At 67.9% G+C, this 17,751-nt stretch carries 20 protein-coding genes; 10 read left to right on the plus strand and 10 right to left on the minus strand.

Going from position 1 to position 17,751, the window contains the following annotated elements:
* The 3 genes from ACIP5Y_RS07900 to ACIP5Y_RS07910 are packed head-to-tail and all read right to left on the minus strand — an operon-like array spanning nucleotide 1 to nucleotide 3,199.
* Nucleotides 1-1,314: a VWA domain-containing protein gene (locus ACIP5Y_RS07900; RefSeq protein WP_400348566.1), complete on the minus strand. Its 1,314-nt coding sequence runs from the start codon at nucleotides 1,312-1,314 to the stop codon at nucleotides 1-3.
* A complete protein-coding gene (locus ACIP5Y_RS07905; RefSeq protein ID WP_400348568.1) occupies nucleotides 1,311-2,690 on the minus strand; it encodes a hypothetical protein in 1,380 nt (459 codons plus the stop codon). Before ACIP5Y_RS07905 ends, ACIP5Y_RS07900 begins: the two co-directional genes overlap by 4 nt.
* Entirely contained in the window at nucleotides 2,690-3,199 is a 510-nt protein-coding gene (locus tag ACIP5Y_RS07910; RefSeq protein WP_400348570.1) for a hypothetical protein, read from the minus strand. Before ACIP5Y_RS07910 ends, ACIP5Y_RS07905 begins: the two co-directional genes overlap by 1 nt.
* A gap of 187 nt (nucleotides 3,200-3,386) precedes the next feature.
* Here ACIP5Y_RS07910 and ACIP5Y_RS07915 point away from each other — a divergent pair, with 187 nt between their 5' ends.
* Nucleotides 3,387-4,085: a TetR/AcrR family transcriptional regulator C-terminal domain-containing protein gene (locus ACIP5Y_RS07915; RefSeq protein WP_400348572.1), complete on the plus strand. Its 699-nt coding sequence runs from the start codon at nucleotides 3,387-3,389 to the stop codon at nucleotides 4,083-4,085.
* The gene (locus ACIP5Y_RS07920) at nucleotides 4,082-4,522 is read left to right on the plus strand and encodes a DUF5994 family protein (protein ID WP_400348574.1); all 441 of its coding nucleotides are present in this window, start codon (nucleotides 4,082-4,084) and stop codon (nucleotides 4,520-4,522) included. The genes ACIP5Y_RS07915 and ACIP5Y_RS07920 overlap by 4 nt, the downstream gene beginning before the upstream one ends.
* On the opposite strand, the gene ACIP5Y_RS07925 is transcribed toward ACIP5Y_RS07920, so the two are convergent.
* On the minus strand, nucleotides 4,491-5,219 hold the full coding sequence (locus tag ACIP5Y_RS07925) for a TetR/AcrR family transcriptional regulator C-terminal domain-containing protein (protein WP_400348575.1): 729 nt from the start codon (nucleotides 5,217-5,219) through the stop codon (nucleotides 4,491-4,493). The genes ACIP5Y_RS07920 and ACIP5Y_RS07925 overlap by 32 nt on opposite strands.
* Before the next feature lie 318 nt (nucleotides 5,220-5,537).
* On the opposite strand from ACIP5Y_RS07925, the gene ACIP5Y_RS07930 reads away from it, so the two are divergent.
* From ACIP5Y_RS07930 to ACIP5Y_RS07955, 6 genes are all read left to right on the plus strand, one after another.
* Nucleotides 5,538-5,993, plus strand: coding sequence for a DUF5994 family protein (locus ACIP5Y_RS07930; protein ID WP_400348577.1), 456 nt, complete (start codon nucleotides 5,538-5,540; stop codon nucleotides 5,991-5,993).
* Nucleotides 5,994-6,133: 140 nt separating this feature from the next.
* Complete coding sequence (locus ACIP5Y_RS07935) at nucleotides 6,134-7,345, plus strand: fatty acid desaturase family protein (protein ID WP_400348578.1); 1,212 nt, start codon at nucleotides 6,134-6,136, stop codon at nucleotides 7,343-7,345.
* Nucleotides 7,346-7,411: 66 nt separating this feature from the next.
* The gene (locus ACIP5Y_RS07940; protein ID WP_400348580.1) at nucleotides 7,412-7,612 is read left to right on the plus strand and encodes a hypothetical protein; all 201 of its coding nucleotides are present in this window, start codon (nucleotides 7,412-7,414) and stop codon (nucleotides 7,610-7,612) included.
* 19 nt (nucleotides 7,613-7,631) lie between these two features.
* Nucleotides 7,632-8,063, plus strand: coding sequence for a DUF5994 family protein (locus ACIP5Y_RS07945; RefSeq protein WP_400348582.1), 432 nt, complete (start codon nucleotides 7,632-7,634; stop codon nucleotides 8,061-8,063).
* 284 nt (nucleotides 8,064-8,347) lie between these two features.
* On the plus strand, nucleotides 8,348-8,872 hold the full coding sequence (locus tag ACIP5Y_RS07950; protein ID WP_400348583.1) for a cysteine dioxygenase: 525 nt from the start codon (nucleotides 8,348-8,350) through the stop codon (nucleotides 8,870-8,872).
* Nucleotides 8,869-9,264 carry a rhodanese-like domain-containing protein gene (locus tag ACIP5Y_RS07955; protein WP_400348585.1) on the plus strand — a complete coding sequence of 132 codons (396 nt, stop codon included), beginning with the start codon at nucleotides 8,869-8,871 and terminating at the stop codon, nucleotides 9,262-9,264. Before ACIP5Y_RS07950 ends, ACIP5Y_RS07955 begins: the two co-directional genes overlap by 4 nt.
* Before the next feature lie 149 nt (nucleotides 9,265-9,413).
* On the opposite strand, the gene ACIP5Y_RS07960 is transcribed toward ACIP5Y_RS07955, so the two are convergent.
* The 5 genes from ACIP5Y_RS07960 to ACIP5Y_RS07980 form a co-directional block, all read right to left on the minus strand.
* Nucleotides 9,414-10,625, minus strand: a complete 1,212-nt coding sequence (locus tag ACIP5Y_RS07960; RefSeq protein ID WP_400348587.1) for an MAB_1171c family putative transporter — start codon at nucleotides 10,623-10,625, stop codon at nucleotides 9,414-9,416.
* A gap of 4 nt (nucleotides 10,626-10,629) precedes the next feature.
* The gene (locus tag ACIP5Y_RS07965; RefSeq protein ID WP_400348588.1) at nucleotides 10,630-11,187 is read right to left on the minus strand and encodes a hypothetical protein; all 558 of its coding nucleotides are present in this window, start codon (nucleotides 11,185-11,187) and stop codon (nucleotides 10,630-10,632) included.
* Nucleotides 11,188-11,190: 3 nt separating this feature from the next.
* Nucleotides 11,191-11,637: a hypothetical protein gene (locus ACIP5Y_RS07970; protein ID WP_400348589.1), complete on the minus strand. Its 447-nt coding sequence runs from the start codon at nucleotides 11,635-11,637 to the stop codon at nucleotides 11,191-11,193.
* 126 nt (nucleotides 11,638-11,763) lie between these two features.
* On the minus strand, nucleotides 11,764-12,969 hold the full coding sequence (locus ACIP5Y_RS07975) for a cytochrome P450 (protein ID WP_400348591.1): 1,206 nt from the start codon (nucleotides 12,967-12,969) through the stop codon (nucleotides 11,764-11,766).
* A 430-nt stretch (nucleotides 12,970-13,399) separates the two neighbouring features.
* Nucleotides 13,400-14,071, minus strand: coding sequence for a TetR/AcrR family transcriptional regulator (locus tag ACIP5Y_RS07980; RefSeq protein WP_400348593.1), 672 nt, complete (start codon nucleotides 14,069-14,071; stop codon nucleotides 13,400-13,402).
* Between the two features lie 63 nt (nucleotides 14,072-14,134).
* Between ACIP5Y_RS07980 and ACIP5Y_RS07985 the strand changes: the two genes are divergently transcribed.
* On the plus strand, nucleotides 14,135-15,556 hold the full coding sequence (locus ACIP5Y_RS07985; RefSeq protein ID WP_400348595.1) for a carotenoid oxygenase family protein: 1,422 nt from the start codon (nucleotides 14,135-14,137) through the stop codon (nucleotides 15,554-15,556).
* A gap of 3 nt (nucleotides 15,557-15,559) precedes the next feature.
* Here the strand turns inward: ACIP5Y_RS07985 and ACIP5Y_RS07990 are convergent, their stop codons facing one another.
* Complete coding sequence (locus ACIP5Y_RS07990; protein ID WP_400348597.1) at nucleotides 15,560-16,711, minus strand: PucR family transcriptional regulator; 1,152 nt, start codon at nucleotides 16,709-16,711, stop codon at nucleotides 15,560-15,562.
* 215 nt (nucleotides 16,712-16,926) lie between these two features.
* Here ACIP5Y_RS07990 and ACIP5Y_RS07995 point away from each other — a divergent pair, with 215 nt between their 5' ends.
* A complete protein-coding gene (locus tag ACIP5Y_RS07995) occupies nucleotides 16,927-17,751 on the plus strand; it encodes an alpha/beta fold hydrolase (protein ID WP_400348599.1) in 825 nt (274 codons plus the stop codon).

Genomic DNA, 17,751 nt, shown 5'->3' on the forward strand with positions numbered 1-17,751 from the left:
CTAGTCGATGAAGTTCTTGAGCTCGTGCACGAGCTTCTGAATGCGCCCCGAAAGCACGGGGGTACCGAGGTTTTTGAAGCGTTCCCGGAACCACGGGTTCACGCTTTGATGGCCGGAACTGTTCACCGAGCCGACCGGAATGAACTTCACCCCGGAGCGATGGATCGCCTCCATGCTCTCGTACAGTTCCTGGCACTGCCATTCATAGAAGTCCGAAATCCACACCACCACAGTGTTTTTCGGATCCTCGATCTTCGGCTGGGTCAGGGACATGGCGACCCGGCCGTCGGTGCCGCCGCCGAGCTGGGTGCGCAACAGCACCTCGAACGGATCGTGCACCCACGGGGTGAGATCCAGCGCATTGGTGTCGTAGGCGACGAGGTGGACGTCCACCTTGGGCAGGCCGGCGAAGATGGAGGCCAGGATGGTGCAGTTCACCATGGCGTCCACCATCGAACCGGACTGGTCGACCACCACGATCATGCGCGCCGGCACGGTGCGTTTGGCGGTGTGCTTGTAGAACAGCCGGTCGACGTAGAGCCGCTCGTCCTGCGGATTCCAGTTGGGCAGGTTCTTCCAGATGGTGCGGTCCACATCCAGATTGCGCAGGATGCGTTTCGGCGGCACCGAACGGTCGAGGGTGCCCACGCTGGTCTGCGCCACCTGGGTGCGCAGCACCTCGGCGACCTCGTCCACGAAGCGCCGGATGAGGGCCTTGGCATTGGCCAGCGCCACCCCGGACAGATTGTGCTTGTCCCGCAGCAGCTGTTCGACCAGCGACATGCTCGGCGTGAGCTGGGCCGCCAGCTGCGGATCGGCGAGCACCTCACGCAATCGCATGCGGGAGACCAGATCCCCCTCCAGATCGGCCAGCACCTTGTGCATCGCACCGGCCTGTTCGTCGCCGAGCGTGCGGCGCAACCAGCCGGCGTCGGATTGCCAGCCGGCAAGCTGCCCTGCGTCGACCGCACCCGAACCGGTCGCGAAGACATTCAGCAGCAGCTTGGAAACCAGTGCGGCGGTGCGCACATCCTGCGCGCCGATGCCGGCGCCGGGCTCGGCCGAGAGCTCGTTGCCGGTGGTTTCGCCACTGCTCTCGGTGAAATCGAGGCTTTCGAACTCGGTTCGCATTTCCGGAAACCGTTGCACTACAGTGTCTATGGACACGCCGCGATCCAGCACCGCCGACGGCAGTCCGAGATCCTCGACAATGCCCGCGCTCGCCGACTCCAGGGTCGGCTGTTGATCCGTGCTGAAGACACCGGCCAGTAGACGCCAGTACAAGATCTGGCGCCGCGTTTCGTGATTCGTCATTTGCGCAACAACCGTCCCGCCCGCTCGCGCAGCACCGCCACAGCATCCCCCGACTTCGCCTGCGCCTTAGCGACTTTCGGATCGGTCGGGCCGAGCGCCCAGTCACCGCCGTGCAGGACGGTCACCACCCCCTTCACCTTGCGTTGCACGGCCAGCGGTCGCACCGACCAGCCGCTCGCGTCCCACCGCAACAGGCCGATCATGGCGCCGGAGCCGCGCACGGCGACCGCGGTGAGCGGTCCCGCGGACGGCAGCGCATCGACCTCGACCCGCACCCGGTGCGCATCCAATTGCAGTGCGCCATCGACGATCCGGTACCCCTCGAACAAAACCGGCTCGGCAATGTGCACCGGATCGCGATCCAATGGCGCGACGGCGGGCGCCAGCGCCTGCGGCAACAGCACGGTGGCGGTGACGAACGGATCGGCGGCCTCCCCGGCCTTCGCCCGCTCGTCCTGCCACACCAGATCACCGGTCGCCGCCAGCGGCATCTCGGTGAGCTCCAGCACCCGATGCTCGGCCAGTGCGGACAGCAATTGCCGGTGCGCGCCCAGCAGTTGCCAGATCGCCGGTCCGGCAATGGTGTCCACCTTGGTGGCCGCCACCGAGACCCGGACCCGCCGCACCGGCGCGCCCACGCTTTCCAGCAGGCCGTACACCTGGGCCTGGACGGCGGTGCCGTGCTCGTGCACATCCACGCCGAGCACCAGCAGCCGACCCGAGACCGATTCCACGGCAATGGATTCCGTCGCACGCCAGGACAAGAGCAACGCACGGGCCCAGAGATCGGCCCAGCGGCGGATGGGCAGCAGCTCGGCCGTGGCGATCGGCGCGGAGGCGCTCAACTCGGCGGTGAAACCGTCGAGCAGGACCGCCAACCGGCGCAGCGCGGGTTCGGCCAGCAGCGCCTCCACCGTCTGATCCGCGGCCGCCACCAGATCGTGGTCCACGCCTCGCCAGCCGGCGATGGCCAGCTCCCCCAGCCAGGCCCGCGACCCCACCGCGAGCGGACTCGGCGCGGCTTCGTTCGCCATTGCGGTCCACTCGGATCGGTTGCGGCCCAAGGCCGTATCGACTTGCTCGACCAGTGCGTCGTGCACCGCGCCCAGCAGCGCCGCCCGCGCCGCGGCCAGCGCCGACAGCTGATCGGGCCCGATCGCGCCGGTGTTCAACTTGGCGACCGCCTCGGCGGCGGGCGCCGCCAGCGGCGATCCCGCCACGGCCCCGGCCAGTGCGGCCAAGGCCGCTTGCTGCCGCTCCGAAACTCGCGCGAAGCCGTCGACCAGCGCGGCGTCGAAGCCGGTCACCACGTCGAGTGCGGCCGTCACGCCTTCGATCGAATCATCTTGCAGCGCAGCCAATTGCACAGCTCGCATCAGCGTCCCACCCCCGCCGGAAACCACTGCAGTTCCGGAATCGCCGTGGCACTGCCCGGCAGTTCCAGATAGGTCAGATGCCGCAGGAAGCGGCTGAACACCGCGGCGGCCGGAGCCGGATCGCGAGTTCCATTGAGGCAGTTGGCAAGTCGTCCACCTTCGGGCACCTCGACGCGCAGGAAACGCGCCACCCGATCCTGCCCGTACTGCAGCACCGCCTCGTCGATGAGCGAGTCCAGATGCTTGCAGGCCCAGCCCTGATTCAACCCGCCGCACGGCCGATTGTTATTGGTACTGCAGCTCAGCCCGTGCGTCCCCGCCGTCACCGAGGCCACGTACACCCGCGAGATATCGGAGCCGCTCGACACCACGCCCTGCAGGCGCCCGTCGGCCAGTTCCACGAAGGGCACCTTGTTCAGCTTGCGCGGCGCCACGGCGGGCAATATCCATGCTACAGAAGCACTTTCCCACTCCGGCACATCCGGCGTGGCGTTCGGATTCGAGACCATCGTTCTCCCTCCCGGTCGATCACGATGGCCCAAAGATATGCGAGGGCACCGACAAGTTCTTCCGGCTTCTCGCCGTTCTTCCGGCTTCTCGCGCTCCCACATGTGCAGTTGTGCGCTACACGGCCGTCTACAGCGTAGGCTAACAATGTAGACAAACCGATCTGCGGATCGAGAGGTGCCGAACGCGATGAAGACGAAGGCCCGAAACGTGCCCCTGACCCGGGCCGCGGTGCTGGGCGCCGCGCTCGAGATCATCGACCGCGACACCGTCGATCGGCTGTCGATGCGCCGTCTCGGCGAGGCCCTCGACCGAAATCCGATGGTGCTCTACCGGCATGCCGCGAACAAGGCCGCACTCCTCGACGGTGTCGCCGAGATCGTGCTCGCGCAATTGACCGTCGACGCCACCGATCCCGACTGGCGCCACCAATTGCGCAGCATCGCCCGCGACTTCCGCAAACTCGCTGTCGCACACCCGAATACGGTGTCGCTACTGGTAACTCATCCGCTGTCCACCCCGCTCGCACTGCGCCCCCTGGGCACGCTGCGACCACTGGAGGACATCCTGGAGCTGCTCACCCGCGCCGACTTCAGCGGTGCGGACGCCCTGCACATCTACCGTGCCCTGTTCGGATTCCTGCACGGCCACATCCTCAACGAACTCCAGGAGATCGTCGAACACCCCGAGGAGACCGACGATCTGCTGCGCCTGGGTTTCCATCGCCTGCCGATCGGCGAGTTCCCGCTGCTCCGCGGTCTCGCCTCGAACCTGGCCACCTACGACGGCGCGAGCGAACTCGAACGCGGCCTCGACATCCTACTCAGCGGACTCACCACGACCATCGCACCGGCCGCGACCCGACCACGAAAGGAGCGTCGATCATGACGTCACAACCGAACGAAACCGGAGCCGATCGACAGACGTCGCCGGCCGGCCGGCCGAGGCTCGAACTGGGCGCGGACGGCACCGGATCCTGGCGGCCGTACAGCCGCGATCTCGCCGGCGAACTCCCCGGCCTGCTCGCCGCGGTCGCACCCGGCCTCGGCCCGATCTATCGAGTGGTCTACCACCTCGACGAATGGGAGGCCGCACCGAGAAAACTCGAATTCGGCGGGCGTCGCGTACGACTCGACGGCTACCGCAATATGGCCATGCACACCCTGGAGATCCTCGGCGTCGTCATCGGCGCCCGGTTGAAGCTTCGGATCCTCAACCCGGCGGACGACACCGATACCTCTCCCGCACAACAGCTTTGGGACTCGGAAGGCGGTGCGGTACCCGAAGCCTGGATCAGCGAGCGGGACCGGGCAACGTCGCGGTGAGGCCGGTGAGCAGGATGTCGAGGCCGCGTTCCAGCTCCATCTCGCCGTCGTAGGCGGCGAGCACCGGGGCGAGTTCACGGACCCGCGGGAACTCGTCGATGGGGAGCCGGTACAGCCCGAGGCGCAATACCTCGTCGGTCTCCTCGGGCCGCTCCACGATCTCCTGCAACTCGTTGAGAACGTGGCCATAGAGAAACCCGAACAACGCGCGATAGATGTGCAGCGCGTCCGCGCCGGAAAACCCTGCGCGGGTGAGTAATTCGAGGATGTCCTCGAGTGGGCGGACCACGGCCCGGGGGCGCGAGCCCAGGGGCGTGGAAAGGGGCCGGGTCACCAACAGCGGCACCACGCGCGGATGTTCCAGCGCCAGGCGACGGAAATCCCGTGCCAGCTCACGCAATCCGGCGGCCCAATCGGCGCCGGTGGTGTCGACGGACAGTTCCGCGAACACGATCTCCGCGACGCCGTCGAGGACCGCCGCCTTGTTCGGCACATGCCGGTAGATCACCATCGGGTCCCGCCCAACGGCCTCGGCCAGCCGCCGCATCGACAACCCGTCGACGCCGTCGCGATCGATGATCTCGAGTGCCGCGTCCAGCACCACCGCCCGCGTAACCGGGCCCTCGCCGTGCGCGACGACGCCGGAGGCGGATCGCCGATTCACGGATCGGGTGCTCTTGCGGGGACGCTCGGTCATGCTGAAGTCCTCCGTTTCCATCGGAATCTCCGACCGGCCAAGTGTAGACAGACACTGTTGACATTCCGGCGCGAACTGCCGTTACCGCTGTGTCAACGTTGTCTGTCTACTCATTAAGCCTACGGCGTAGAGTAAACATATCGGATGGTATGTCGATGCCGGTCGCCTCCGGACCGCCTCGTCATCCGATGCTCGGCAAACCGGCCCCTCCGCGGCCGAGGCAGGAACGTCTCCATGGCGCCACGGTCATCTCTCAGGCCACACCCGGCCCGCGCGAGCAATGGCGCCCGAGCCGGACTCGGCGACCCGGGTCCGCGCGTGCAGTTGAAACCCGAGTTCCCGAAGACCGGTTATGTCGACGGCGCGTGGTGGCCCTACAGCGACGAGCTGCCGGCCGAACTCCGCCGCTTGATCCCGGCCCTGCGGGCGCGCCTCGGCCCGGTCCGGCTGGTCCGGTATCACCTCATCGAATGGGCCACCCCGATCGGCGCGCTCGTCGTCGCCGGACAGCCGGTCCAATTCGACTGGCGCGGTTACCGAACCGCGCACACCATCGAACTGCGCGGTACCCGCGGTCGCCGGCTGGTCCTGCTGGTGGTGCCGGTCGAAACCGAATCGTCCAAGGCCTTCGCCGCGATGACCGCCGCCGCGACCAAGCACAACACCTCTACCATCGGCCGGCTCCTCCAGGGCAACGGCCGGAATCGCACGTATCGCAACCGGCGAGCGGGCGCGCTGCGCCGCTGGGCCGCGCGTACCACCTCGGTCAACTAGCCTGAAACGTTGTAGCCCACGATCGTATATCTACAGCGTTGACAGCGTGCCGATAAGGGAGTTTACTGAAATCGTGGCTGGTCACCGACTCGGCCGGAGTGCCGATTCGAGCACCGATGTGACCGAACCGAGGACCCCCTGTGGCAATCACCGATATCAAGCAGTACGCACATCTGAGCCCCGCCGACGTGGAGGCACTCGGCTGCGAGCTCGACACGATCCGGCGTGACATCGAAAGCTCGCGGGGCGGCCGCGACGCGAACTACATCTACCGCACCATCGCCGCGCAGCGGATCCTCGACGCGGCGGCGCGATCCGTGATCTTCGGTAGCCGCGGCAAGGCCGGCTGGATGGCCGGGGTGGCCGCGCTCGCCGTTGCGAAGAGCATCGAGAACATGGAGATCGGCCACAATGTCGGCCACGGCCAATGGGATTGGATGAACGACCCCGAGGTCCACTCCGGCAGCTGGGAGTGGGATATGGCGGGCGTCTCGGCCCAGTGGCGGTACTCGCACAATTACCGCCACCACATGTTCACCAATATCGTTGGCGTGGACGACGATATCGGCTTCGGCGTCATGCGGGTGACGCGCGACGAGCCGTGGCGGCCCCGCCATCTGCTGCAGCCGCTGCAAAACCTTTTGCTGGCAGTCACTTTCGAGTGGGGCATCGCCCTGCACGGCCTGTATTCGGAACAGGACCGGATGAGCGGGACGGCCGAGAAGAAGGCCGAGACCAGGGCTTTGATCGGCAAGATCGCCCGGCAGACGGGCAAAGACTACCTCTTGTTCCCGGCCCTGAGCGGGCGGCGCTGGCGGCGCACGCTGGCAGCGAACGCCGCCGCCAATGTGCTGCGCAATCTCTGGGCGTATGTGGTGATCTTCTGCGGCCACTTCCCCGACGGCGCGGAGAAATTCACCCCTGCCGTGGTGGAGCAGGAGACGAAGCCGGAGTGGTATCTGCGGCAGATGCTGGGCAGCGCGAACTTCGAGGCCGGCCCGGCCCTGGCGTTCGCCAGCGGGCATCTGTGCCATCAGATCGAACACCATCTGTTCCCGGATCTGCCCAGCAACCGCTATCCCGAGATCGCCGTGCGGGTGCGCGCCCTGTGCGAGAAGTACGACCTGCCATACACCACCGGCCCACTGCTCCGGCAGTATCTGCTGACCTTGCGCACCATCCACAAGCTCGCGCTTCCGGACCGGTTCCTCGTCGCCACCAGCGACGCCGCACCCGAGACAGCGTCCGAGCGGCGGTTCCCCCGTAGCGCTCCGGCGGCGAACCCGTCCGGCGGGCGGCGCGGCCTGCGGACCGCGCTGGCAGAGCTTCCGCGCCGTTGGTCATTAGCGTAGACCTACACCGTTGACAGAACGCCGGGTACGGCGTCTACTGGAGGTACCAACAGATCCGAGATCACCATGGTTCTCTTCATCGGCCTCCTCGCGACCGCCGTCGCGATCCTGCTCATCACCCGCGCTTTCGTCGACTTCGGCGGCCTCGCCAGACGATTCACCGACCGCGCACCGGTACTGCCCGCGCACCTTCTCGGACTGCCGAAGCGCACGGCCGCACCCTCCGAGCAGACCGCCCACCGACGCGGCGAAGCCTTCGAGTACTGACCGAGCCAGGAGGATCAGCGTGACATCGCGACCGACCGACCAGCCCGACCGATATCGCACCCCACCCACGCACACCCCCCGGCTGCGGCTGAAGCCGAAGAACCACGGCGCCGAATACCTCGACGGCGCCTGGTGGCCGAAATCCGCCGACCTCGTCGGCGAGCTACCGGAACTCGTGGCCGCCTTGACGATTCGCCTCGGCCCGGTCGACCGGGTGGTCTACGACCAACGCGACTGGCCGACCCCGCCCACGCAGACGATCGTCGCGGGCCGCATGGTTCGCCTGGAGCCCTACGCATTCCACCTGCGCCGCACGATGTACATCATCGGTTCCGATGCCACCGTCCTGGTGCTGCGCGTGATCCCACCGGCCACCGACGACGACGCCGCGCACACGCAGTTGATGACCGTCACCGCCGCCCACCGCACCGGAGACGCGGAAACATCATGACCGCGAACCGCCCGGCGTAGGCCGGGCGGTTCGGTGCGGTAGCGCAGCACCTGCCACAGCGCCTTCGGCACACCGAGCGGTGGGGGTACCCGTTCGCGGTGGGTGTTCGCCGCGAAATCGGTGGTCGTATCGGCCGGTAGGGCTTTCCTCGGCATGAAGTCCCCGTGGCCCGCGCCGGTTCGGCTCAGGGTGAGCGGGAACCGTGACCGGACCCGTGCGGGCACGGACAATGCGAGTGGCGGCGAGCGCAGCCGCGGCCCACACGATCATGCGGAGGAGCCAGCTTGACCACTTCACTGCCGGTGAACTTCAAGCACGCCATGGATGTTCACGCCGATATCGATGTACCGCTGATGCACGAGCTGGTGCCCGCCGGGCGGGGGCTGTGGTCGCCGGCCGAGTTACACGAGCTGACCGCCACCGTGGCGCGGGAGCTGGCGACGCCGCTGCTGGACATCGTGCGGTTCGATACCGAGCAACGATGGTGGACCCGGCTGGCGCTCACCATGGGCGTCGAGGTGTGGCTGCTGTCCTGGGCGCCGGGGCAGGGCACCGAGCCGCACGATCACGGCGGCGCGTCGGGGGCGTACACCGTGACCATCGGGGAGCTCGACGAGGAATTCCGGCAGCCGGGCGCGCCGGTACGGCAGCAGCGCCGGCGGGCCGGGGATACCGTGGCCTTCGGCCCGGATCGCGCACATCGGCTGCGCAACAACAGTATTCAACCGGCGGCGACGGTACACGCCTACTCCCCGCCGCTGCGACCGGTGCGCGAGTACCGTTCACTGACCGATTACGCGGGCGTGTGAGCCGCGTCGACGACCTGCTCGAGCAGGCCCGCGCCGGACTCCAGCGCGTCGACCCCGAGCAGGCGGCCGCCTTGCAGGCCGGGGGCGCGCTGATCGTCGATATCCGCCCGCACGTGAATCGTGCCGCGGAGGGCGAGATTCCCGGTGCCGTCGTGGTCGAGCGGATCGTGCTGGAATGGCGGCTCGACCCGGAAGGCGAGCACCGGCTGCCGGGACTGACCGCGGACACCCGGGTGGTGCTCGTCTGCAATGAGGGCTACGCCTCCAGCTTCGCCGCCGCGGACGCGCAGCGCGTCGGATTGGCCCGCGCCACCGACCTGATCGGCGGCTTCCGCGGCTGGCAGACCGCCGGGTTGCCGGTGGTCCCGGGCGGTTCCCCCGCGGTGCCGTAGCAGCTTGGACGGGTGTGGTGTTCGATGAAGGGGATATCGAACACCACACCCGCACCGCACAGGATAGCGGCCCATTTCCGTTCCGTCAGCGGTCAATTCGAGTCGGATTCGAAACATGTGATTCGAAACATGGTTTCTTACAGTGTTTTTCAGTCGTGAGCAGGCAAGCTGTGGCTCGGCTCGGCGGGTAGCGCCGCGACAATGGGTGAGTTGCGGTAGGCGGTGGCCACCGCCACCAGCCATGCGAGTTCGCCCGGAAAGGACGGCTCGCCGGGACGCCGGAAGGCTTCGCCGCGATCGATCGGTAGTGCTCCGTCCCGGTGCGCGCGCAAGGCGAGCACGATCCGACCGGCCTCGACGGCGGCTGCGCGGTCGGCGGCGGGAATCCGGAGATCGTCCGCGGCGCGTTCGGCGCGCGCGGTGATCTCCGGACTCAAGTGCGGTTGCAGGATCAGGAGCGCGTCCCGGATCTCGATGACCCGCCGGTACAACCGATCCTGCACACTCCCGCGCGCGACCGGCGCGGCGTCGGCCAGCTCGGGGGTCGCCGCACGCAGGGCCGACCACAATGGACGCAGCCGCGGCAAGGCCCGCGCATGCCGCACCGCCGACACGCCTTTCGGTAGCAGTGACGGGCACAGGTAGCCGATCAGCATGATCGTCGCTCCGGCGCTCGCGAATCCCGGGGCGATCTTCGTATTCAGCTCATACGCCGATACGCCCGCCCACGCCGCCACGATGGCCGCGACCTTGCCCACGCTGTAGCCGAGGGAGATCAGCGACCCGGCGGCCAGCAGCACCAGACCTCGCCGCAGCCAAGGCTGTTCCCGCACCTGCGGCAGCCAGGTGCGGCAGAGCGCGACGATCCGCAGCAGCCCCAGCGTGTAGGCGCACAGGTAGATGCCCAGGAACACGTCGACGATCGGCACGGTCGCATACGTGTAGTCGAAATCGGTGGGATGGCTCGCATCGTGCACGGGGGCCACCCCGAACAGGATCGTCATATCGCCGACCACGGCCACATTCACCAGCATGACGGCACGGACGGTGCGGGAGCGAGCGGCCGCGGGCCCTTCCGGAGCGACGAGGTAACCGGTCCACACGAGCTGCCACAGCACCGCCGTGGCAATGGCCCCGTACACGATCAGCGTCGCCAGATTGGGAACCCCGGAAACCCTGCCGATCCACGAGTAGGTCTGCGGGACAGCCGCTTCGAAACCGATGGCCGCACAGGCGATGGCGATGGCCACCGCCCAGCGCGCGGTGGCCTGGGGTCCGCCGCGCAGGGCGAGCGCCAGCCGCCAGGCGAACGCGATCAGGGCCAGCGCGCCGACGCTCCCGTAGACGAGTGCGAATCCCATGCGCTCAGCCGAGTCCCGGTCCGAGGGTGTCGAGCAGGTTCCGGATATCGGCCGGCGCGCTGTCGGGCAGCACCCATTCGGCGCGCGGCGTCCAGCGGGTGATGTGGTGCGCCATCAGCAGATCCGCGAGGTGCTCGGCCTCCCGCTCCTCGTGTTCGGCGGAGCAGGAGCGGCCCAGCATGCGCCGCACCACCGCCGGATCGATATTGGGCGCCAGCAGGCGCAGCGCGTCGTCACCGGTGACCGTGACGGTCCGGTGCCCGGCGAGCAGATGGCCGAATTCGTGGCACACGATGTGATCCTGATGCAGTTCGGTCGTATTGCTCTGGTAGGCGATGAAATCGATATCCCTGGTCACCAGGAGGCCGCCGGAGAGTCCCGCCACCGGGAACGGTTCGGGGCGCAGGCGCAGCGGCCGGCCGCGCCGGTGGGCCAGCGCTTCGGCCAGGTGCGCCACCGTGAATCGATCACGCAGCCCCAGATCGCGCAGTTCGCGGCGTAGTCGCCGATGATCCATCATCGAGTGTTCACCGCCCGCATCGTCCCAGACCGCGATCCGCATGGCTCACTGATCTTTCCCGCCCTCGATGCGCTGCAGGACGTCCAGCATGGCGATGATGGCCTCCGCCCGGACGGTACCGTGCGCCAGTCCGTCACGCAGCGCCAGTTCCAGGGCGGCCGCATCGGCTTTCCCCTCGAGCGCGTTGATCAATGCGAGTTCGCGGCCGCGGGCGACGGCCAGTTCGGGATTGGTCAGCGGGTCGAGGCTGTCCAGGCCGAAGTATTCGCGGAGCGCGTCGAGTGTCTCGTAGGAGGGGTTGATCGTCTGCCCGGTGCGCAGTTTCCACAGGTAGTTGGCCGAGAGGCCGACTCCGGTGGTGCGCTTGATGTCCTCGGACAGGGCGCGGTGGGTGATCTCCGTTTCGCGCCCGTCGCGCAGAACGACCGGGTGCATGGCGCCGATCAGGGTATTGAGGGCGCTGGTGAACGGATGCTGTTGCGCGGCAGCCATTCTTGTCTTGTCTCCTGTGGTTGACAGGCGCGGTGAGCGCGATCATATACTCGTTCGGACTTCGCGGCCATCCGCCGGTTTCGCTGCCCAGAAGGGGAGGGCATCGAGGCCGTCGGGCCCGCGACGTCAGAGTGGGGCGATCGATGCGGCTCGCCCCACTCGATCCACTCCGGCCCCGGTCACCGGCAGGGCGATCGGCCCGCGATGCCGGAAACCGGATCGCCACCCGATAGCGGACGCCCCGGCCTCGACCCGCAGGCCCGGCAGCCGCGTGTAGATCTCCGCGAGTATCGCTCCCACCACCGGTTTGACGAATCCCGTTCCGACACAGGCATGTGCGCCGTGCCCCAGCGCCAGATGCGGATTCACGCCGCGCCGCAGATCCAGTGCATCGGGCGCGCGGAACCGCTCCGGATCCCGATTGGCCGCGGCCAGGCACAGCAGCACCGTCTCCCCCGCCGCGATCCGCTGCCCGCCGATCTCCAGCTCGGTGATCGCGAACCGCGGCGCGGACAGCACCTGCGGGGACAGGAACCGCAGCAGCTCGTCGACGGCGACCGTCCGGTCCGGGACGGCCGACAGTGTTTCGCGCGCATCGGAATCGGCTGACAAGGTGAGCACCGCCCCGCCCAGCACATCCATCAGCACCTCGTACCAGACGAACAGCAGGTAGAACAGCAGCCCGCCCAGCTCGGCCGAACCCGCTGGGCCGCCGCCGATTCCCGCCCGTACCAGGCGGCCGACCATATTGTCGTGCGGGTCATCCCGTTCGCGCGCGACGATCGCGGTGATGATCCGCTGCATGGTGGCCAGCGTGTCGCGGGCCCGCGGGGCGGCGCCGGGCCGCAAGGTCGATTCCGCCCAGCCCGCCAGCTCGTCCCGCTCGCCGTCGGCGAGACCGAGCAACTGCCCCAGCACCAGCGCGGGCAGCGGCAAGGCCACGCGCTCCATGAAATCGAATTCGCCCGCCCCGTCGAGCTCGCCGAGGCAGGCGCGCGTCGCGGCCGCCGCCCGGTCGCTCCACTCCCCCGCCTTCCGCAGCTCCCCGACCACCGTCCCGCGCAATCGCGCCAATTCCGTTGGCCCACTGGTCTGGAAGACATCCAGCGGCGCGGGCACCGCGAACCCCCGGTAATCCTCCCCGTGCGCGTGTTGCAGATTCACCGACAGCCGATCGTCGAGCAGTCCGCCGCGCACATCCGTATAGCGCGTCACCAGCCAGGCGGGCGGACCGTCCGGTGTGGCGACCCGATGCACGCCACCGTCCTCCCGCAGCGATCGCAACACACCCCATGGCTCCCGCGCGAAACCCTCATCGAAGATGCTCAGCACGCAACCATCATCTCTCTTGTGGCTCGGTCGCTCTCGCCGGAGTGGACGACGGCCCGGAAGCCGCGGGGCTTCCGGGCCGTCTACGTGCTTCGAGCAGGGCGTGGTCTTCCTCCGGCGTTCCGCCGGCGCCATCCGGCCGGTGCGCGCCGCCACGTCCGGAATCCGGACGAACGTGGCTGCGAGGGGTGCATTCTCCGGACGGCGCGACCTTGCGGTTCGCCCCACCATTGCTCGTCGCAAACCGGTCTTTGGGTTCACACTGCCCGCGTACCCATGCCGGTCCCAACGAGTGTCGGGTCAAGGGGCGCCGATTCGCCAACCGGACACGGACTCATGGCACAGCAGGTCGCGGAGTTGGCACTGTCGGTCCACGCAGAGCGCAACCGTTCCGTACGAATGATATTGCAACTGTAACAACAGTTTTCATTCCTCAGTGCGGAACGACGCGTTCCAGGTGCGCCCGGTCCGCGCCCATGCCGACCAGGATGTCGATGAGCGCCGGCAGGAAAACCGTTGTGCGACTGTGGTCTTCGGGGCCCAGATAGCCGTTCAGTTCGAGCATCAGGGCGCCGTGCATGAACGCCCACAGTCGAGCCGCCGCGTCCCGGGGCGGACCGGGACGGAGCCGACCGGCGGCCATCATTCGTTCGACGGCGAGGACGGGGTATTCGAAGGTCTCGGCGCCGATCGCGCCGGAGGCCGCGGATACGGGGAGATCGCAGACCGAATGCGAGTGGTCGTCCTCCGGGGCGGCGAAGCTGAACAGCAGGCGATAGCGCTGCGGATCGGCCAGCGCGAACGCGCGGTAGGCGATGGAGAGCGCGAAGAAGTCGGCAACCGGATCGTCGGTGTGCGCGACGGCGCCCAGCGCGGCGCCGAAGCGCGCGAAGATTTCGGCCAGGACGGCGGCGAGCAGTTCGGTCATGCTGCCGAAGTGGGTGTAGACCGCCATGGTCGACACTCCGGCGGCCGCCGCTACCCGGCGAGTCTGCAAGGCCTGCGGCCCGTCCGCTTCGAGCAGCCGGATGGCGGCGTCGATCAGCTCGGCCCGCATCACCGGGCTGCCGCGCCGCTTCTGCTGAGGGGAGCGGGAATTCACCATTGAAGTACCTCCATAACAGCGTTATTGTAGGGCCATAACACTGTTATCCGTGAGGGGCCTGCAATGGGCAATCGCTATCTCGAGGGCGGTTTCGCACCGCTCGACCAGGAATTCACACTCACCGAACTGCAAGTCACCGGCACCATCCCCGACCACCTCGACGGCCGCTATCTCCGCAACGGCCCCAACCCCATCGGCGACATCGATCCCCAGCTCTACCACTGGTTCAGCGGCGACGGCATGGTGCACGGCATCCGCATTCGCGACGGCCGCGCCGAGTGGTACCGCAATCGCTGGGTACGCGGACCGGTCACGTCGATCGCGCTGGGCGAGACACCGCAATCCGATTCGGGGCGCGGAGTGGGCGCGAACACCAATGTCATCGGGCACGCCGGCAAGATCCTCGCACTGGTCGAGGGCGGCGGGACCCAATACGAACTGTCCGGGGACCTCGACACCGTCGGCGTCTGCGATTTCGACGGCACCCTCGGCGGCGGATACACCGCACACCCCAAACGCGACCCCGATACCGGTGAACTGCACGCGGTTTCGTACTCGTTCCTGACCCCCGGGTCCGTGCAGTACTCGGTCATCGGCACCGACGGCCGCGCCCGGCGCACCGTCGACATCGAGGTCGGCGGCTCCCCGATGATGCACGACTTCTCGCTCACCGAGAACCACATCGTGCTCTACGACCTGCCGGTCACCTTCGATACCGGCACGGTGGCGGAGATGATCGCGCCCCGCTGGCTGCGCCTGCCCGCGCGACTGCTGTTGTCCGCCATGATCGGCCGCGTGCCGATGCCCAGCCCGCCGCGCCCTTCCGGACCGCCGCGCGACCGGCGCATGCCCTACAGCTGGAACCCCCGCTACCCCGCACGGATCGGCGTGATGTCGCGCACGGGATCGACTTCGGTGCGCTGGTTCGACATCGAGCCCTGCTATGTGTTCCACCCCATGAACGCCTACGAGGACGGCGACAGCATTGTGCTCGACGTGGTCCGCTACCCGAAGATGTTCGACACCAACCACTTCGGCCCCGACGAGGGAGCGCCGAGCCTGGACCGCTGGGAAGTGGATCTGTCCGCGGGCAAGGTCCGGCAGTCCCGGCTCGACGACCGCGCCCAGGAATTCCCGCGCATCGACGAACGACTCATCGGCAAGCGGCACCGCTACGGATACGCTCCCGGCGTGGGCGGCGGCCTGCGCGGTGAATCCACCCTGTACAAACACGACCTGGTGCACGGGACCACCGCCAGTCGGGACTTCGGTGCCGGAAAAGAGCTGGGCGAGTTCGTCTTCCACCCGTCGGCCCTAGATGCCGCCGAGGACGACGGCGTGCTCATGGGCTTCATCTACGACGTCCCCACCGGCCGCAGCGAACTCGCCATCGTGGATGCCGGGACCCTCGAACCCGTCGCCGATATCCAACTGCCGCACCGCATTCCCACCGGCTTCCACGGCAACTGGATTCCGGAGGTCTAGCCGTCAAGCGCCGGACGCGCGCCTGCGCAAAGCCCACCATGCCTGCAACGCGATATGCGGATCACGGAGCGAAGTGCCGGTGAGTTCCTCGAAGCGCGCGATCCGGTAGCGAATCGTATTGTGGTGCACCGACATCAGCTTCGCGGTGGCGCCCACATGCATACCGGATTCGAGATAGCGGTCGACGGTGTCCAGGATGGCGGCCGCGGACTCACCGTCGCCGACGGGTGCGATCAGCAGTTCCGACATCGCCTCCCCCACATCGGCATCGGCCAGCACGGCGGGCAGTAACCCCAGCTCGGGAAAGCGGTGGACACCGGACAGGCCGAACGCCTGGGCGGTGGCCACCGCGCGCGTGGCCAATCGCAGCGAGCGCGCGTGATCGCCGATCGGCGCGACCGGCCCGATACCGCCCACCACCCGGTCATCGACGGCGGGCACGGTCGCGCAGATGCCGAGCACGTCATCGTCGATGACCGAGAGCAGACCATTGGGCGGCCGGCACGACGGCTGCCGCTGCAACTCCTCCCCGAGCGCGAACACCGAATCGTCGCCGAGGGGACGGATCCGCACCGCCTGATATTCGCGGTCGATCGCCAGGCCGTACCGTTGCGCCTCCAACCGGATGTCATCGGTGGCCGCATCCGAAAACAGCAGTCGCCGAACCAATTCCGTACGCCGCAGCCCGTCCTGGCGATCCAGGACGGCACTGGCGTCGCGGTGACCGGCACTGAACGCGAGCGTGGCATCGTCGGTGACGGTGAGCACGTCGGTGGTGAAGTCCATCAGCAGCGCATCACCGACGCCGCTGTCCCGGCCCGCCGCGACCGCGCGGTCGATGGACATCCGCACCCCTATCTGCCATCCGCGCAGCACCGCTTCCAAGGGGATTCCCTGCCGGGCGCGCAGGGCGCCGTACTCACGGAACCCGGCCAGGTCGAGCGGCTCCAACCGGCCTCGATCCAGCACCACCTGAACGACCCGTTCCATGGCCTGACGCAGCGAATCCGAGACCGCAGCGGCATCGATGTTCGCATAGGCGGGAATCTCCGCCTGGAACCGCTCGATGAGCTGCTGGGCGTACTCCCTGGATTCGGTGAGCAGAAAGCTCCGGAACTCCCTGCCGAACCCGGCGCCGGCCTCGGATGTGGTCACGCCGGCAGCCTACTCCGCGGTGGCTGGCGAATATTCCAATCGTTATGCCGGAAAGCGGTGCGGTGATGCCTCGGCGGGCGTCCATGTTTGGAATATTTGCCAATCGCTCGTCCTCGAATTCTTGATTCTCAGCCATGGTCGCCGTGCCCCCGCGGCTGACAGCCTGAAGCTGTCCGGTGCGCCTGCACCGGCGGAACTACGAGATCGGATGGTCGATGACGCCCATACCCGCCCCCTCTCGCCGCGCCGGGAGCGGCGAACCGGTACTGCTCTTGCACCCGTTCCTGCTGTCGCACCGGGTGTGGGACGACGTCATGGACGCGCTCAGCGACAGCTACGACCTGTTCGCCGTGACACTGCCCGGACATTGGGGCGGACGGCCCATCTCGGCACGCGCGCTGGATGTTCCGGCGCTCGCCGACGATGTCGAGGCCTGGCTCGACGAGATCGGCTGGGACACCTGCCACATCGTCGGGAACTCACTCGGCGGCTGGATCGCCGTCGAACTCGAACGGCGTGGCCGCGCCCGGAGTCTGACCCTGATCGCACCGGCGGGCGGCTGGCATCACCTCTCCCGCACGGCGCTGACCGTCGGCGGGAAGTTCCTCACGCTCGCGCCCTTCATAGGACTGGGCCGGCTGCTGGGCGATGCATTCGCGAAGCGACGTTGGGTGCAACGCGCGGCACTGCCGATCGTCAGCCGCCACGGCGGAGTGGTATCGCGTTCGGCCGCAACGGATTACGTCCGGGCCGCGACGCATTGCGCGATCTTCCTCCCGTTCCTGTGGTCCGGACTGCGCGGGGAGGGCGTGCAAGGGCTCGCGGAGGTAAGCGTGCCGACAACGCTCTTGCTGGCCGAACACGATGTGCTACTGCGGAACCCGAGCTGCTCGAAACGCTTCATCGAGGAGCTACCCGGCAACACCACGCATCTCGTACTGCCCGGGGTAGGCCATGTACCGATGTACGAGAACGCGGCCCTGGTCGCCGCGGAACTACGGTCCGCGTTCATCCGCCACCGGTCCGAGACCGTGGCCTAG

The organism is Nocardia sp. NPDC088792 (genome assembly GCF_044750615.1).
In the GTDB taxonomy this organism is placed as follows: Bacteria; Actinomycetota; Actinomycetes; order Mycobacteriales; family Mycobacteriaceae; genus Nocardia.

Coding starts and splice junctions, on each gene's coding strand:
- ACIP5Y_RS07900 (WP_400348566.1), bottom strand. CDS start 1,314: ATGACGAATCACGAAACGCGGCGCCAGATCTTGTACTGGCGTCTACTG.
- ACIP5Y_RS07905 (WP_400348568.1), bottom strand. CDS start 2,690: ATGCGAGCTGTGCAATTGGCTGCGCTGCAAGATGATTCGATCGAAGGC.
- ACIP5Y_RS07910 (WP_400348570.1), bottom strand. CDS start 3,199: ATGGTCTCGAATCCGAACGCCACGCCGGATGTGCCGGAGTGGGAAAGT.
- ACIP5Y_RS07915 (WP_400348572.1), top strand. CDS start 3,387: ATGAAGACGAAGGCCCGAAACGTGCCCCTGACCCGGGCCGCGGTGCTG.
- ACIP5Y_RS07920 (WP_400348574.1), top strand. CDS start 4,082: ATGACGTCACAACCGAACGAAACCGGAGCCGATCGACAGACGTCGCCG.
- ACIP5Y_RS07925 (WP_400348575.1), bottom strand. CDS start 5,219: ATGACCGAGCGTCCCCGCAAGAGCACCCGATCCGTGAATCGGCGATCC.
- ACIP5Y_RS07940 (WP_400348580.1), top strand. CDS start 7,412: ATGGTTCTCTTCATCGGCCTCCTCGCGACCGCCGTCGCGATCCTGCTC.
- ACIP5Y_RS07960 (WP_400348587.1), bottom strand. CDS start 10,625: ATGGGATTCGCACTCGTCTACGGGAGCGTCGGCGCGCTGGCCCTGATC.
- ACIP5Y_RS07965 (WP_400348588.1), bottom strand. CDS start 11,187: ATGCGGATCGCGGTCTGGGACGATGCGGGCGGTGAACACTCGATGATG.
- ACIP5Y_RS07970 (WP_400348589.1), bottom strand. CDS start 11,637: ATGGCTGCCGCGCAACAGCATCCGTTCACCAGCGCCCTCAATACCCTG.
- ACIP5Y_RS07980 (WP_400348593.1), bottom strand. CDS start 14,071: ATGGTGAATTCCCGCTCCCCTCAGCAGAAGCGGCGCGGCAGCCCGGTG.
- ACIP5Y_RS07985 (WP_400348595.1), top strand. CDS start 14,135: ATGGGCAATCGCTATCTCGAGGGCGGTTTCGCACCGCTCGACCAGGAA.
- ACIP5Y_RS07995 (WP_400348599.1), top strand. CDS start 16,927: ATGACGCCCATACCCGCCCCCTCTCGCCGCGCCGGGAGCGGCGAACCG.